Below are 16959 nucleotides of genomic sequence, written 5' to 3' on the forward strand. Positions count from 1 at the left end.
TTATAAGCGCTGATCAGTTTCACTATCAAACAGCAACACCCGTGACAGTTCTACAACTAAATCGATCTGCTGGTCTCGTTGCAACTCAGAGCGTAAATCCAATCTAGCTTTTACCGCCTCACCCGCTAAATTAAACAAAACCTCCTTATCAAAACCCATCGGCTCTATTAAATCTATTTGCAGCCCAGTAAAGTTAAAGGTGTTGTCGGTCTCTGGAAATAAACGACTATCGTTAAAGAAATCAGGTCGAATACCTACTTTCACCGGTATCCCTTGCTGATCAATCACTGTTTGCAAAGCAACATTAGACAACTGCTTTCTAGGTAAACGGTAATTGTCCACCAGCAAATAATCGTTAAACAAGGTGCCCTCAATAATATTCATGGAAGGAGACCCAATAAACTGCGCAACAAATACATTAGCAGGATTTAAATACACCTCCATTGGTGTGCCGGCTTGAGCGATATAACCATCATGCAATACCACCACCTTATCAGCTAAAGTCATCGCCTCCACTTGATCATGGGTGACATAAACACTAGTTCGCCCGAATTTATTATGAATTTTGCCTATTTCTGTGCGCATATGACTACGAAGTTTGGAGTCCAAGTTTGATAAAGGTTCGTCAAACAGGAACAGATCCGCTTCACGGATGATCGCCCGTCCCATGGCAACGCGTTGACGCTGCCCACCAGATAAATCAGCAGGTTTGCGATCTAATAACTCTTCTAGTTGCAACATTTCAGAGACTTCAGCTAAACGTCGTTCAATATCCGCGTTATCAACCTTTAATCGACGCAGGGCAAAGATAATATTCTCTCTCACTGATTTATGCGGATATAAAGCGTAGTTTTGAAACACCATAGCAATATTACGGTGTTGCGGTTCAATATCATTCACCACTCGCTCACCAATCACAATGTCCCCTGAAGTGGCTTGCTCTAAACCTGCAATCATCCTCAAGGTCGTTGATTTTCCACAACCAGATGGCCCTACTAGTACCACAAACTCACCATCCTCAATACTTAAATCAATCCCTTTCACCACGGCTGTGTCACCGAAGCTTTTGACAATATTCTTTAATTTAATCGCAGCCATAATTATTCTTTAACCCCACCGTCTGTTTTACCGCCTTTCATAAAGCGAGATGCTAATAGGAAACAAATAACAATCGGGGCAAGGGTCAGCATAGAGGCCGCCATAATACGATCCCAGATTGCATTTTTTGAAACAAATAACTCTTGAAGTGCTAATGGTAAAGTATGAAATTCTGGATATTGCTTTAAAAATACCGACGCAAATAAATACTCATTCCAACCAATAATAAAACAATAAATAAATACCGTGGCTAACATAGGAAGTGATAAAGGTAACACCACCTTAATAATCGCTTCTTTACGAGAACAGCCATCCATCATTGCTGCCTCTTCAAGTGCAAATGGGATACCACGGAAATAGTTACCCAACATATACATACCCACAGGCAGTGTTTGTACAATATAAATAAGGAACAAACAAAAAGCGCTTCCCCATAAAGAAGATGCTAACCCAACATTCATCGCCATTTGATAGAGAGGCACCATTAACAACACGCCACCGACCATATACACAAATAACACAGATCGTTGTATCACCACCTGTCCTTTAAAGCGTAAACGACTGATCGAATAAGCGCCCATCACTGAAAAAACTAGCGAAAAGCTTGCTGCACCCACGGAAAATATCACGCTGTTTAACATATATTTACCAAAGGGAAATAGATTGTCGTTAGCCGTATATTTAGCGGCTATTGCCTGCTTTTTCTCTGCTGACAACTTAGGGTTGTTGAGTATTTTTTGTATCGCCGCAGGTATTTCTACTTTCTCTGCTTCGGTTAACCCTAATAACTCTTTATAAGCATCTAAATTAATACTTTGTGGAATCAATGAAGGATTCCCCCAATCATATTGGTGCTTTAATGACGTTGATAGAATTTGCGCAAAGGGTAATAAGCTAAAGCTCACTAACAGTAAAATAGCAATCGTAAACCCGATACGTCCTTTTATGGTTTTTTTTCCTAACATAATCGTTACCACTTCATGATTTTTTTAATATAGAACCAGATAAAAATCGACAATACACCTAATTGAATAACAGAGGTGGCTGCGGCTAACCCTTGATCAATAACACCAGTAAACGCTTGGTAGTAAGTAAAGATTGGTAATGTTTCTACATTCGGAGCCAATAGATAAACATCTTCAAAACGATTTAAATTCCAAATTAAACGTAACAACACTACCGTGGCTAACACAAAATAAAGCTCGGGTAAGGTGACATGAAAAAATCGTCCTATTGGGCCATAACCATCAATGGCTGCTGCTTCATATTGATCTCGAGAAATAGACACCAACTTAGATAAGATAAGCAAATAAGCAATCGGTGCATGTTTCCAAATATCAAATAGCACCACCACCCACAACGCGGAATCAGGATCGCCAATCAAATTACTACGCTCACTCCACAAACCTAGCAAATCAACAAATAGGTAATTCACCACCCCAGAAATAGGATCAAATAAAAACTGCCAACCAAATACCACCGAAATAACAGGGGCAACATAGGGCAACATAATCGCCGCATTCACTAAGCCTCTGCCCATAAAAGGATCACGTAGCAATAATGCCATCGCTAATCCAAGTAACGTGGTGCCGACGACAGTCCCCAATAGATACAAACTAGTGGTGGCAATAGCACTATAGTAATCACTGTTAGATAACAGCTTGATATAGTTTTCAATACCAACAAAGGTTTTAGAGCCGTTTAATTGCACATCGAAAAAACTCAAATACACGTTGTACATTAATGGATATAAAATGAGTAAGCCTAAAATCGCAATGGTTGGTGCAACTAACTTCCACCCAAACCTAGCTTCAGCGCGCTCTAATGGTGTCATCATCTCTCCTTACAGGCATTCACATAACGTGCGATGACAGTAAACAGTCACCACACGGTTTAATAAAAAATACCTACAGTTATTCTGCGATCACCGTTTGCATCTGTTTTTCAGCCCAATCTAAGGCGGTTTGTGTTGGTTCTTTTTCAATTGCGGCACGATAAATCATGCGAGGAATGATCTGTTTTGCAAAGATTTCACCGGATTTTGGAAAGGTTTTACCCTCGACAACAGAGAAGTTTTTAATACTGTCAAAACCAGCCACAATCTCTTTGATCGATTCTTTACCGTATTGCGCAAAAATGCCTTTAGGATCATCAAGGAATTCATCTGTTTCAGCAATATCACGCAGCATAGGCAAGTGCCCTCCCACTGCCATATGCGAGTAAGCAACTACTTGGTCTTTTTCATTCATATATTGAATAAAGGCTTTAGTCGCTTTGACCTCTTCCTGGTTATCATTTTTCATCATGGTAAAGCCAACTAAGGTACCGAATGAAGAAGGCGATGTATTAGTAATGGTAGTCGCTAAACGGGTATTTTTTGCTAAGTCAGGATCAAAAGCGGCGCCTTTTAAATCTTTAAAGTTATCGGAACTCAAGGAGCTCGCAGCAGCTTCCGCTAAGGCAATATCATCTAAAATATAAGAAGAGTAAAAGAACATCGCTAACTTACCTTGCAGGTAATAATCACGTGCGCGCCAGCTTTGCGGGCCAGGTGGGTTGTATTGCGCTAACTCGGTATAAAAATCTAAAGCCTGTTTTTGCGCTGCAGAGTTAAAAATAAGCTCGCCATCTTTATTAAACTGACCAGCAGCATTAGATAAAGCAAATTGCGTATAACATTGCTCTGCATAATTATCTGCCTTGGTACCAATTAAAATACCGTATTGGTTATCACTGGGTTTATAAAAGTATTTGGCTGCCGCTTCAATCGCTTCCCAGGTGGTTGGGGGAGCAAGCCCAGCTTCTTTGAACCAATCGGCACGATACCAGATCCCCTGCACCCAACCACTGTAAGGGACAGAAACATATTCATTCAACGCTGCACTTTCTACTAATTTCAGCGCCCCCGAGTAGAAACGATCTTTGCCTATGGTTTGAATTAACTCAGTGCTCGAATCCGCATCAACAATGCCCTCTTCAGCAAACGCTAAAGACAAATCAGAACCTACTTCAATCATATCCGGTAAAGTATTAGCCGCTGCTGCTGCTGCAATTTGTTTAGGCATATCGTTCTCATCAACTGCAATCACTTTCACATCAATACCAGGATTTAATGCCTCAAAGACATCTGCCATAATTTCAATGGTTTGAAGGCGGTCTGATTGAGTTTGTGTGGTCCAATATTCAACGGTTGTTGCATTGACTAAACTAGAAAAGGGTAAACTTGCCGCTGCAAGTCCAAGGCTTAATTTACTGATTTTCATTGTTATTTCCTCATTTGATAATAGCGTTCTAGGCTGTTTAATCGCGTCGGAGTTAACTCATAAAATCACCTTTATTTGAGTAATTTTATTTATTTAATTCAGTCTACCTTAAATGTTATTGGTTATTGTTTGAGCTAAGTCTCGTTATCGGAAATGATCAAAACCGGTTTTGATCATTGAGCCATCGGTCACTATTCAACCAAAAACAGACTGCTATTTAACATGAGGAGACAAGTTTATCGCTTATTAAGCTAACGCTAAGCGATGAACTAATGAGGGAAGTATTACTTCAGTGGATAAGTCCTTTTCATATGAAGAGATAACAATATTAATCATTACTAAGTGTAATCAGTGGAGCCCTCGCGGCATTCAAAGCGGCTAGCACAGCAATGACAGCTGCAACATAGAAGCTGGTTTGGAAGGCATTAACAACCGGCTCATGAGAACCACTTCGTAACGCTTCGATACTGGTATTATGATCAAACCCTGGTAATAAGGCATAAAGCAACACGCCAAACAACGCAGTGCCTGTTGCAGCACCTAAATTACGACTCAATGAAGCTAATGCCGTCACAGTACCGACATTACTTTTGCCTGCGACAGTCTGAATCACTAACTGTGTAGTTGGCATCACAGTGCCGAAACCAATACCACAAAGCATACCCAAAAAACCGATTAATACTGGCTCTGGAGGCAAGCTCCCTAGCGCAATAAAGCCTGATGCAGACAATGACATACCAATGACAGGTATCCATTTAGGCACACCTGTTTTAGACATAATGCGACCACTACATAATGCCCCGAAGATTTGACCACCTGTTAAAGGTAATAATAATAAACCCGAGGTTGCCGCATTGGTTTTTAATCCTAATTGTAAATAAATAGGCAAGAAGAAGATTAATGCAAACATACAAGCAGCAAACAATAATGAAGTTAATAACGGGATATAGATAGCCCTATCCACCAGCAAATGGTTAGGTAAAAAAGGCGTAGAATGACGACATTGGTTGCGGTAAAAAATCCCCCCAAGGCCACGAAAACAACCCAATACACTAAACTGGTCAAAGACAACCATTGGAAGTCTTGTCCGCCCACTGATGCCCAATATAAAAAGACGGTACATAACAAAGGAAAAACCAATAAGCCAACCCAATCAATGGGTTTATTTCTGTGTTCTAAAATAGGTTTAGGGGTAAGGCGAAGTAAACGCCAAGCAGCGATCATCGCTAATGGGATATTGGCCCAAAATAACCAATGCCAAGTATAGTGAGTTACCACTAACCCACCAATCACTGGCCCACCAATGCTGGCACAGGCAAACATAGAGGCAAAGTAACCTTGATATTTGGCACGTTGCCTTGGTGGAATCAACTCTGCAATCAACGCTTGTGATAGGCTCATTAAACCACCGCCACCCAAACCTTGGATAACTCGTCCCATGATTAATTCAGGCATATCAGAAGCTACTGCGCCAACCACTGAGCCAATACAAAAAATCCCCAATGCCCAAACTAATACATTACGACGACCGTAACGGTCACCTAACCAGCCATAAATAGGCACAGTAGCTATCGTTGCTAATAAATAACCAATGGCAATCCATGAAGATAAATGCAACTGACCAAGGTCAGCAACAATACTGGGTGTCGCTGTTGCTAAAATGGTTTGATCAACAGCCGCCAAAAACATCGGTAGAAATACCGCGGAAAAGAAGATTAGAAAAGCCTGGCGGGTAAGTGCTGTGCTCATAGGTTAACTAATGAATAAGGTTGAGATAAGAACGACATGGCGATCACTCATTGTTGATAAAAATAATAAGCAAATGATGGCAGAATATCACAACACATCAACCTATTTTTATCGTTACTCTATACCGAAAACATTAATAGAGAAGATTTTCCGGTATAGAATACCGATACTATTTTTTACCCTTTTATTTTTTGCATATTCTTATTCACCGCTGCCGCTGGTTTCTCACCTTTAGATAAACATGACACGACTTGCTGTAAGGCAATTTTTCTACTATCTAACAATGACTGCTTCGATAAGAAACCAACATGTGGAGTAACAATCACATTTTCCATACCAATTAACTCGCTTTGATGGTTTGCTTCATCCACTAACACATCCAAACCAGCTGCAGAAATTTTATTAGATTGTAAACAAGCCACTAAAGCAGATTCATCAACCAGTTCGCCACGAGCAGTATTAATGAACATTGCCCCGTCTTTCATTTGCGCAAAAGTGTCTGCATTCATCATATTTTTGGTACTAGGCAATAATGGCGTGTGTAACGAAACGATATCTGAAATATTCAACAAATCTGTTAATGACTCACAACGAGTAATACCTAATCTTTGTGCATCTTGCTCAGTCTTACTTGGGCTATAAAAAACAATATTAAAACCAAAGCCTTTTAACATAGGGATTAAAGCTAAAGGAATAGAACCTAAAGAAACTAGCCCCACTGTTTTACCTTGTAAACGCTCTATTTTAGATCCGGAGAAAGGTGCCCATTGACCTGCTTTCACAGCATTATCATAAAAACTGATTTTACGATTTAAATCGAGTATTAACGCCATCACATGCGAAGCGACTTCATAGGCACAAAAACCTGGTGAATTAGTCACATAAATACCTTCTTGATCAGCACAATCAATATCAATTTCATTAACCCCAATACTTTGTAACGCAATTATCTTAAGATTAGGCAGGCTTTTTAAGCTAGCTGCATTAACTTCAGTATATTCAAGGGTTAAAGAGTCAGCTTCCTGAACATCTTCAATTAAGTTACTGCCAGTTACTTCAACTAATTCAAGATCATCTATCTGCCATTCCTGTAATAATTGACGTTCATATACAAGATCAGTAGGCATATTATAATAAACGACTTTTTTTATTTCTTTCATCTATTCCTCCATGGTAATAGCCTAGGAGCTGTTGATCTTTGCCGTTCGAATTTTGTTCAACACAGCGCGTTTTGATCGAGGCAGACGAGGTGTAGCCTAGTCATTCTAAGCAAATCTCGGCCAACAAAGAGCATAATGTGCTGTGTTGAATCCGAAGGGCACCATTTGTTGGCTATAAAAACAAACTCGAAAGATCAACAGCCCCTAATATAAGTTATTAAATTAACTCACTTATATTATGTTTAAATTTATACTTTCATCCAATCGCATAAATTAGATAACATTAAATTACAACACTCAAGCTGTTGAATACTGACAAATTCATCTGGCTTATGCCCTTGCTCCATACTGCCAGGACCACAAACTAAAGTTGCGACTCCAGCTTCATCAAACAATCCGCCTTCGGTACCAAACGCAACAGTCTGAAAACTGTCACAGCTACTCCATGATGCTAACCATTGTGCAAACTCTGATTGCGGATCAGTTAATAATGGCGGGTATTGCGCTAACGACTTAAACTCAATATTAGCTTTTTCAGCTACACCCTGCATTTGTGGCACTAAGGTTTGTTGCGCATAATCTTGCAAGTGATTAAATGTCTCATTAGCTTCGGTGCCCGGCAAATAACGCATTTCGATATCAAACTGGCAGGATTCAGGCACAATATTTAAGGCAGCACCACCTTTAATCACACCGGTTTGTAAAGTGCTATAAGGTGGATCAAAACGTGAATCAAGTTCATTTTTTAATGGCTCAGCTAATTCCGTTAATTTATTAATTAACTTAGCAGCATACTCAATGGCATTGACACCTTCGGGCGCATAAGCCGAGTGACAAGCATGCCCCGTTACATCACAGCGCATCGCCACTTTACCCTTATGACCATATACTGGCAGCATATTAGTAGGCTCGCCAATAATACACATAGCAGGTTTTTCTGGAGAAGCTTTAAGATGTTCAATTAAACTACGTACGCCCAAACATCCTACTTCCTCATCATAGGAAAAAGCTAAATACAGCGGCATACGTAATGATGCTTTTTGAAACATAGGTATCGCGGCTAATACACAAGCAAGGAAGCCTTTCATATCAGCACTACCACGGCCATAACATTTACCATCATGTTCAGTCAGCTGAAAAGGAGGATATGACCAATCTTGTCCATCTACAGGTACGACATCCGTATGACCAGACAACATAACACCGCCGTTCCCTTCTGGACCAAAGCGAGCATATAAATTAGCTTTTGTTTCTTCTTTATTATAAATCAGGGTAGGCTCAATACCTAAGCTCTCAAGGTACGCTTTAATAGTGAAAATTAACGCTAGGTTAGATTCACGACTAGTTGTATCAAAAGATAACAACTGTGTTAACCAATCCTTGATTGATAACGGTTCGGCCGACTCATTCATTACCCGGCACTCCATAACTCGGTGCTTCACGTGGGTCTAATGCGCGTGTGATGTAATCTTGCATTTGTGGTTGGTAATTTTCCCACAGTTTAGACAATTCCTGAATTGGATTTTCATCTGCCCAATCAACACGTAAATCAACTATCGGCCAAGAACAATCACCTACTATTTTCACTGCGGCAGAATGAACGGGCCCCGCTTCGCCGCCAGCTTGAACGCCAGCCTCTAACGCAGCAATCAAACGCTCTGTTAATTCACTGCTAGTTGACTCAAAGTTACTTACCATGGCATCAATAACTGATTGTTGCGATAACATATTACCGGCAACAACACAGTTGTTACCTTGTACCATATTGTGAATGCCAAGCGTTTTAGCACCACTAAAACAAGCACTTTCACCTTTTGCATCAATAACCGTTACTTGGCGATAATCGCTAAATTGATCTGTTGCTAATGCGGCCTCTAATGCTTCTTTAACATTCAGCCCTTCAGCTAATTGCTCAAGGGTTTGTTGACCTAGTGCAGGCAAGGTAATATTTTGACTTGAAACTGCCCCTACACTAGCTAGTAACCAAGGACAACGAGATCCAACAGCAATACTAGATGAACTAATAGCGATGCCTAACTGTCCTGTGTCTGGACAATAGCCTGCAATAGAAATAGTCATATTAACTCCTTATTATTCCGGGATAACCGCAATTACATCAATTTCAACTAACCACTCAGGTTGTGCCAATCCTGACACCACTAATCCAGTAGAAATTGGAAAACCCCTTTTAACCACTTTCCTGCTTCTTTATATACAGGCTCTCTAAAGCGTGGGTCTGTAATATAGGTTGTTGTTTTAACGATATGCGACATATCACTGCCAGCTTCTTCTAACAATTGCTTTATATTCTTCATCGCCTGCTCTGTTTGCGCTCTAGGATCACCTAAGCCAATTAGATTTCCCTCAAAGTCAGTTCCAATTTGACCACGAACATAAACCGTATTGCCTGCAACTACTGCTTGGCATAAGTCGTTATCAAGAGATTGGTTAGGGTATGTTTCTTTTGTGTTAAACATACGAATACGAGTATGGGTAGGCATAATAACTCCTTAGTTAAACTACACTTTGGTACTGTTGATATTGACGTTGGATAGTAATTTGATCGCAAATGTATTTAGCGTCATGCCATACACCCCAGATAAATGATGAGCCTCGACGAGATAGCCAAGGTAAACCTAGAAAGTAAACACCAGGTTCAGTAGAGATACCTCGGTGATGCTTAGGTTGATTATTTTCATCAAACGCATCAACCTTTAACCAATCGTAGTTTGTGGCATAACCTGTTGCCCAAATCACTGTTGTAATATTATTTGCTTTAAGATCTATTGATTTAATTGGATTTACCATGCACTCAGGATCTGCTAATAAGTTACGTGCATCTGGCTCTTCTGGTAGATCTAAACCATTTGCTAACACATATTGGTCTGCTCTATCTAATAACGATAAATAGTTCTGATCACCGGCATTAATATTGTCTGCTAAGTCATTATTAAAATGTACAACACCATCAGTAAAAGATTGCGTACGCCCCACTAGATTCAAGCCTTGTTTAGCCAACTCTCTGAAGTCGATAGTTTGACCACCATTTGCACCGCTCACGGCGATCGTTACATGTTCTTTACCAGGCTCATTGGCAGCAATATCCCATAAACCTAACACGCCTAACCACCAGACAAAATCACGACCACGATAAGTGCGTGGTGGCCGATCGTGTGGACCAACCGATAAATACACATCACGGCCGGAGCGTTGTAACTCATCAGCAATTTGAACACCTGATGAACCTGCGCCAATCACCATTACTCCACCTTCAGGTAGTTGTTCTGGATTACGGTATTTTGCAGAATGAATTTGGTGATAATCAGGATTTTTAGGAGCTATAGCAGGAATAATAGGTATTTGGAAAGGCCCTGTGGCAGAAACAATACGCTGCGCTTTAAATGCACCTTTAGACGTCGTAACAATAAAACCGCCTTTGCCTTGATCGCGACATGCACTCAATACTTCAACACCCGTTTCCACAGGCATTTTAAACTTATCAACATACGCTTCAAAATAGTCAGCTACTTGCTCTTTAGGAACAAACTGATCTGGGTGATTGTCTGCAAACTCCATATTAGGAAAACGATCATGCCAAGCAGGACCATTCGCGACTAGAGAGTCCCAGCGACCTGTACGCCATGCCTCTGCTACGCGATTTTTTTCAAGTACTAAGTGTGGCACTTCTTGACGTGTTAGGTGCTCACTCATCGCAACCCCAGCCTGGCCTGCACCAATAACAAGTGTATCTATTTCTCTAATATTCTCTTCCATTTATGCAATCCTCACTATGACAGAGTCATTAACTCTAAAAACATAACTAAAGAATATGGCAGCAAATAAAAGCAGTAAATTATTATAAATATAGGTTCTAAATAGGAAAAATGTTGACCGATTTAATATAGCGATATAAAAATGATGGTTGTTTTTATTCTTAACTCTCGATGTAATCTAAGTTCGCTTGGCGACAATAATCCATGAATAACCTGGCAGGTTTAGTCGGCTGGTTCACTTTCAAATACGCCATAATCAAGGTAGAACTTTCCATCTCATCATCAATTTCCACATATGCTAAGGTTTGTCCGTCATAGGTAACTTTGGTACTTGGGCGACTAACTAAAATTGAAAAACCTTGTTTTTGCCCCACCATACAACGCACAATCTCTATGGAAGGTGATGTATAAGCAACTTTAGGATGTAACCCCTTCTCAGTGAACAAACTTAAAAATAATTACGGCTTGGAATAACATCTAATAGGATCATCGGCTCTTGACTAAGCTCTGCTAGTGTCACTAACTTTTTTTGTGCTAACGGATGATCTGCAGCAAGTAACGCATAAGGTTTATGAGGAGCATTCAACTCTTCTTTACGAATCGAGTTATCTAACTCTAAGTCATACAAAAAAGCTAAATCAAACTCTCCTCGATGTAAACCAATCATCATCTCATGTTGTTCACCATCACAGAGTTGAATCTCAATATCTGGATATAAACCTTTAAAACCTGCAATCAACTTAGGCACATATAAAGGAGCAACAGACTCAAAGCTACCAATGGAAATTTTGCCTCCGATATGATCATTGTCAGCTAATGTATTTTGTTCAAACTCATGTGATAGACGTAATAACTCACGTGCTTTTTCATAAAATCGACGCCCATCGGGTGTTAATGAGACACCTTGCGCATGATGACGAATTAATAGTTGCTGACCAAAGGTATGCTCTAAATTTTTAATTGCTATAGAGATAGAAGGCTGCGCAATAAATAATTTTCTAGAGGCTTCAACAATACTTTTGGTCTCTACTACTGTAGAGAAATAATGGAGCTGTTTAAGGGTAAAATTTTTCATGTGCACTCTATTTATAAGCGTTAACTGGGTTGGCATATTGGATAGTAAGCAAAAGCAATGCCATAAGCATTTTATACATATCCTTGCAAAAACCCATGATGTTAACTCAACACTCTAAATCCCCTAAACACCTCTGCAGCGCTCTATTTTGGTGAGTCTCGCTCTTTTTTAGGGCGAAAATAAAAAGCTAAATAGCCTAAACATAGTTTGTATCAGTCTTCCAGACTAGATAAATTTTTTTAACTAGAAGAGACAAAAAATATAATTGCCACGTTCCATAAAACAATCGCATAGTAAACACACAAGAGAGAGATTGCCGTATTGATTTAAATCATTCTCTTGCTCAATATTTCAAGGAAGGTGCGTTTTATGATATTTGATTGGGATTATATGTTTAGTCTTTTCAACCTAGCTGACTTTTGGCTCGCAAGCTGGACAGTTATTCAACTTAGTTTAGCAAGTTGGGGATTAAGTATCGTATTTGGATTTATATTGGCGCTCGGTAAACAGTCTAAAAATCCAATGCTCAATTTACCTTCTAAACTTTATATTTGGTTTTTTCGAAGCGTACCTTTATTAGTATTACTCATATTTGTTTATAACATGCCACAACTCATCCCAGCGACCGGTGCCCTTTTAGCAGAACCTTTTTGGGCTGGTTTAATTGCAATGGTACTGTGTGAAAGTGCTTATGTTGCTGAAATTCATCGTGGTGGTTTACTTGCAGTCCCTAAAGGGCAAGGTGAAGCGGCTCGAGCCTTAGGCATAAGATTTACGGGAATGCAGTGGCTGGTTGTCATACCACAAGCGATACGTGTTGCGTTACCTTCACTTGCTAATGAATATATCTCTATTGTAAAACTAACCTCATTAGTCTCAGTCATTTCGTTGACCGAAATCTTAATGGTAGGGCAACGTTTATACTCACAAAACTTTTTAGTATTAGAAACCATGGCTGCAGTTGCAATTTATTATGTTGCGATTGTTACGATATTCGATTTCCTATTAAAAAGATTAGAAAATTACCTTGATGTAACAAAGTCGACCAAAGACCATATATTACCAGAAGCATTGATTGAGCAAGTAAAAAATGCACCTGCGATAGTTACAGAGCCAACTCCTAATTCTGATATTCCAGCACTAGAAGCTTCTAAATTACATAAAGCGTACAACGGTGTAGAGGTACTCGGCGCGGTCGACTTAACGATAAAATCTGGTGAAGTCGTTTCTATTATTGGGCCTTCAGGCTCAGGTAAAACCACTTTAATCCGATTATTAAATGGTCTTGAAGAATTAAATAACGGAAAAATTGAATTAAATGGAGAAGCTTTTTTGAAGTATGTACATCATGCTTCGACTAAACCTCATATCGAAGAGCATCAAGAACATCGCACCAAAATAGGGATGGTATTCCAAAGTTTTAACTTATTTCCAAATATGACTGTACTTAAAAACTTATTGTTAGCGCCAAGTTATCATAACTTAGGTGATAAAAAAGAACTAGAAATGCAGGCTTACCAACTCCTTAATAAAGTAGGTATGTTAGAACACGCATGGAAATACCCACATCAGTTATCAGGGGGACAACAACAACGCGTAGCCATCGCCCGTGCATTGATGATGCGCCCACAAATTATGTTATTCGATGAACCAACATCAGCATTAGACCCAGAGAAGGTTAATGAAGTATTACAAGTGATTGAAGACCTCGCTCGAGAAGGCATCACCATGGTGATTGTCACTCATGAAATGAACTTTGCTTTCAAAGTTTCTGATCGCATTGTGTTCATGGAACAAGGTCGTGTGGTTTGTGATGACGCCCCTCAAGTATTACGAGACGGTAATAACCCTCGTGTAGATGCTTTCTTAAAAGATGTTTCACTAAATTAGATAAGGTTAAAGTTATTATGATTGAACAATGGCAAATAGATAAATACCACGAACAAGGTTTTTTAGTAGTGGAAAATGTATTAACAGCTCCAGAAGTCGCGACGTTACAAAGTGACTTTGATGATTGGGTTGAAGATAGCCGTCAACACGCTGAACCTTGGGGTGAAACATTAGATAAGCGCGCACGTTTTGATATAGAGAGTGACCACAGTGCAACTCATCCATCACTGCGCCGTGTAACTTCTCCAACCGAGATATCTGAAGCCTACAAAAAAGCCGCATTAGATTCGCGTGTATCAGAAATTGCAGGTCAACTTGTAGGCAGTAGTGGTGCACGTTTACACCACAGTAAAGTAAATTCGAAATTACCGCATACAGCAACACAGGTGAAATGGCATCAAGACTTTCCATTTACACCACATAGCAACGATGACCTAGTTACTTGCCTATTAATGATCAGTGAAGTAACTATGGAAAATGGCCCATTACAGGTCATTCCTGGTAGCCATAAAGGTCCACTTTATACTCATTGGCATAATGACCAATTTACTGGTGCGGTTAGCTCTGAAGTTGAACGTTTATATTGTCAAAGTCCAGTGTCTTGTTTCGGCCCTGTAGGATCAGTTTGTTTTATGCATTCACGCCTATTACATGCTTCTAGCCCTAATGAAACAGAATTACCTCGTACTTTATACATTAGCGTCTATGCAGCAGAAGATGCACTGCCTTTCGGAGAAAACCCTTTACCAAGCATACATACAGGGCTACTAGTGTATGGCACAGAAAGCGGTGAAACCCGAAGCACACCTAATCAATTACGATTGCCAGAAAAACCTAAAGGCGCCTCGTTTTTTGTTCAACAAGCCGGCACCGATGCCACCATGATGTAAAAACAGGTAATTTAATCAAAAGTGATACAACACATGCTGATACACAGTATTTCTATAGGAGTAACTAATGAGCACGTATAACGAACTTTATATTGATGGCAAATGGGTAGCACCATCAAACGAAGCCACCATTGCTAGTATTGACCCTAGTAATGAAAGTGTGATTGCAGAGATAGCTAGCGCCACTGTTAAAGATGCAGAAGTGGCTATCAAAGCCGCTAGAGAAGCATTTGATAGCGGTAGCTGGTCCGGATTAACAGGTACACAACGTGCTGAGTATCTACGAGCTATCGCCAAAGAAATTAACGATAATTTGGATTTTTTGGCAACGCTAGAAGTACAAGATAACGGAAAACCTTTTACAGAAGCTCAGCTAGATATGAGCGGTGTAGTCGCTTGTTTTGAGTTTTACGCCAATCTAGCAGAAGATTTTGATAATAACCAAGAGTCTGAGGTAGAGATTCATAGTGAGGGTTATAGCTGTTTGGTTCGTAAAGAACCATTAGGTGTCGTCAGTGCCATTATTCCATGGAACTTTCCACTCGATATGGCGGCTTGGAAAGTCGCTCCTGCTCTCGCAGCGGGTTGTACTATGGTATTAAAACCTTCAGAAGTTACCTCAATGACTGCCATAGAGCTCGGCCGTATCTGTCAAAAAATCGGATTACCTAAAGGTGTTTTAAACATAGTCACCGGTCACGGTTCAGAAATAGGCCCTATCTTATGTGAACATCCAGCTGTTGATAAAGTTGCGTTTACTGGTAGTGGCCCAGTGGGCAAGCAGATTATGCGTTCAGCCGCAAATACAGTCAAAAACATAAGCCTTGAGCTTGGTGGGAAATCTCCACTGATTATTTTTGATGATGTCAATATTGAAACAGTAGTTGAATGGATCATGTTTGGTATTTTTGGAACCAAGGCCAAGTTTGTTCTGCAACCTCCAGAGTACTGGTTCATGACAGCATTTATGACGAATTGACATCACGCTTAGTACAAGAGGCTGAAAAAGTCGTCATTGGTTATGGTATGGATCAGGACGTTCAGTTAGGCCCAGTTGTCAACAAAAAGCAGTACGATGCCATTATTGCCACGCTTGAACAGGGTAATTCAGATGGCATCAATGTACTAACTGGTGGTAAACGAGCCGACGGATTTGATAAAGGGTACTTTATTGAGCCGACCGTTTTTGGAGATGTTCCAGAAGATCATCCTATCTGGACAGATGAAATTTTTGGACCTGTCGTTGCTCTTCGTCGTTTTAAAGATGAAGCAGAAGCTGTCGCGAGTGCTAATAATTCGGAGTTGGGTCTGGCTGCTGGTGTTATTTCTAAAGATATCGATAGAGCAAACCGCGTCGCTCGGAATCTACAAGCAGGCATTGTTTGGGTGAATTGTTCACAACCTTTATTTTTACAAGCGCCTTGGGGTGGTTATAAACAGAGTGGAATAGGACGAGAATTGGGCACTTGGGGTCTTGATAATTACTTAGAAACCAAACAAATCACAACATACCATAACGAAGAACCATTGGGTTGGTACTTAAAGTAAGAGTTAATTTCTGTTTAATTCTTGCATTGGACATACAACACATTTTTAACAACATTAACTAGTAATAGAGGGATTTATGAATATTAATGATAAGCCGACGAAAACGTCGATAAGTATGGAAAAAAGAAGCGTTGAGTTTATTCCTTTAGATGAACGTACAGGAAAGTCGCGCGAATTGTTTGGCATCTGGTTCGGTTTTAACATGGTGCCTTTAGCCTTGATTACTGGGGCAATCGGTATCATTAGCGGATTGTCTTTTTGGTGGTCCGTATTAGCGATTATTATTGGTGGACTTATCGGTGGAATTACGATGGGTCTTCATGCATCACAAGGACCGAAGCTTGGTGTACCACAGATGTTGCAAGCTCGAGGGCAGTTTGGATCAAGAGGTGCAGGGATACTGACTAAAATCGTTTTCTTGATACTTCTTGGCTTTTTTGTTTCGAACTTGGTCGTTGCCGAACAGGCCTTACTACTGGCAATACCAGAGAATACCAGCATCATATGCCATTT

The 16959-nt window shown here is 40.1% G+C and carries 15 protein-coding genes and 3 pseudogenes; 5 read left to right on the forward strand and 13 right to left on the reverse strand.

Annotated features, from left to right (window positions below):
• From ACLKL2_RS11605 to ACLKL2_RS11665, 13 genes are all read right to left on the reverse strand, one after another.
• On the reverse strand, positions 1 to 1098 hold the full coding sequence (locus ACLKL2_RS11605; protein WP_113818365.1) for an ABC transporter ATP-binding protein: 1098 nt from the start codon (positions 1096 to 1098) through the stop codon (positions 1 to 3).
• A 2-nt stretch (positions 1099 to 1100) separates the two neighbouring features.
• Complete coding sequence (locus ACLKL2_RS11610) at positions 1101 to 2063, reverse strand: carbohydrate ABC transporter permease (protein WP_413691786.1); 963 nt, start codon at positions 2061 to 2063, stop codon at positions 1101 to 1103.
• Positions 2064 to 2068: 5 nt separating this feature from the next.
• Positions 2069 to 2935 carry a carbohydrate ABC transporter permease gene (locus ACLKL2_RS11615; RefSeq protein ID WP_413691787.1) on the reverse strand — a complete coding sequence of 289 codons (867 nt, stop codon included), beginning with the start codon at positions 2933 to 2935 and terminating at the stop codon, positions 2069 to 2071.
• Between the two features lie 76 nt (positions 2936 to 3011).
• A complete protein-coding gene (locus tag ACLKL2_RS11620; RefSeq protein WP_413691788.1) occupies positions 3012 to 4361 on the reverse strand; it encodes an ABC transporter substrate-binding protein in 1350 nt (449 codons plus the stop codon).
• A gap of 328 nt (positions 4362 to 4689) precedes the next feature.
• Positions 4690 to 5325: an MFS transporter gene (locus tag ACLKL2_RS11625; protein ID WP_413691789.1), complete on the reverse strand. Its 636-nt coding sequence runs from the start codon at positions 5323 to 5325 to the stop codon at positions 4690 to 4692.
• Positions 5295 to 6110 carry an MFS transporter gene (locus tag ACLKL2_RS11630; RefSeq protein ID WP_413691791.1) on the reverse strand — a complete coding sequence of 272 codons (816 nt, stop codon included), beginning with the start codon at positions 6108 to 6110 and terminating at the stop codon, positions 5295 to 5297. Before ACLKL2_RS11630 ends, ACLKL2_RS11625 begins: the two co-directional genes overlap by 31 nt.
• A 176-nt stretch (positions 6111 to 6286) precedes the next feature.
• A complete protein-coding gene (locus tag ACLKL2_RS11635) occupies positions 6287 to 7270 on the reverse strand; it encodes a C-terminal binding protein (RefSeq protein WP_413691793.1) in 984 nt (327 codons plus the stop codon).
• A 248-nt stretch (positions 7271 to 7518) separates the two neighbouring features.
• Positions 7519 to 8682 (reverse strand): acetylornithine deacetylase, encoded by a 1164-nt coding sequence (gene argE, locus ACLKL2_RS11640; protein WP_413691794.1) that lies wholly within the window; start codon positions 8680 to 8682, stop codon positions 7519 to 7521.
• Positions 8675 to 9349 (reverse strand): DUF1028 domain-containing protein, encoded by a 675-nt coding sequence (locus ACLKL2_RS11645; RefSeq protein WP_413691795.1) that lies wholly within the window; start codon positions 9347 to 9349, stop codon positions 8675 to 8677. Before ACLKL2_RS11645 ends, argE begins: the two co-directional genes overlap by 8 nt.
• A gap of 80 nt (positions 9350 to 9429) precedes the next feature.
• On the reverse strand, positions 9430 to 9771 hold the full coding sequence (locus tag ACLKL2_RS11650; protein WP_413691797.1) for a RidA family protein: 342 nt from the start codon (positions 9769 to 9771) through the stop codon (positions 9430 to 9432).
• A 13-nt stretch (positions 9772 to 9784) separates the two neighbouring features.
• Entirely contained in the window at positions 9785 to 11044 is a 1260-nt protein-coding gene (locus ACLKL2_RS11655) for a flavin-containing monooxygenase (protein WP_413691799.1), read from the reverse strand.
• A gap of 160 nt (positions 11045 to 11204) precedes the next feature.
• Positions 11205 to 11489, reverse strand: a complete 285-nt coding sequence (locus tag ACLKL2_RS11660; RefSeq protein WP_413691800.1) for a LysR substrate-binding domain-containing protein — start codon at positions 11487 to 11489, stop codon at positions 11205 to 11207.
• A gap of 2 nt (positions 11490 to 11491) precedes the next feature.
• Positions 11492 to 12118, reverse strand: a complete 627-nt coding sequence (locus ACLKL2_RS11665; protein WP_413691801.1) for a LysR family transcriptional regulator — start codon at positions 12116 to 12118, stop codon at positions 11492 to 11494.
• A gap of 390 nt (positions 12119 to 12508) precedes the next feature.
• Here ACLKL2_RS11665 and ACLKL2_RS11670 point away from each other — a divergent pair.
• From ACLKL2_RS11670 to ACLKL2_RS11690, 5 genes and pseudogenes are all read left to right on the forward strand, one after another.
• Positions 12509 to 13126, forward strand: a pseudogene (locus ACLKL2_RS11670) (amino acid ABC transporter permease); the annotation flags it as partial.
• A 123-nt stretch (positions 13127 to 13249) separates the two neighbouring features.
• The gene (locus ACLKL2_RS11675; protein WP_413694307.1) at positions 13250 to 14008 is read left to right on the forward strand and encodes an amino acid ABC transporter ATP-binding protein; all 759 of its coding nucleotides are present in this window, start codon (positions 13250 to 13252) and stop codon (positions 14006 to 14008) included.
• A gap of 17 nt (positions 14009 to 14025) precedes the next feature.
• Positions 14026 to 14898, forward strand: a complete 873-nt coding sequence (locus ACLKL2_RS11680; protein ID WP_413691802.1) for a phytanoyl-CoA dioxygenase family protein — start codon at positions 14026 to 14028, stop codon at positions 14896 to 14898.
• A gap of 67 nt (positions 14899 to 14965) precedes the next feature.
• A pseudogene (locus ACLKL2_RS11685) lies at positions 14966 to 16446 on the forward strand (aldehyde dehydrogenase family protein).
• A 115-nt stretch (positions 16447 to 16561) separates the two neighbouring features.
• A pseudogene (locus tag ACLKL2_RS11690) lies at positions 16562 to 16924 on the forward strand (cytosine permease); the annotation flags it as partial.
• Positions 16925 to 16959 lie beyond the last annotated feature (35 nt).

Origin of the sequence: Psychromonas sp. KJ10-2 (assembly GCF_047323255.1) — a bacterium.
GTDB lineage: Bacteria > Pseudomonadota > Gammaproteobacteria > Enterobacterales > Psychromonadaceae > Psychromonas.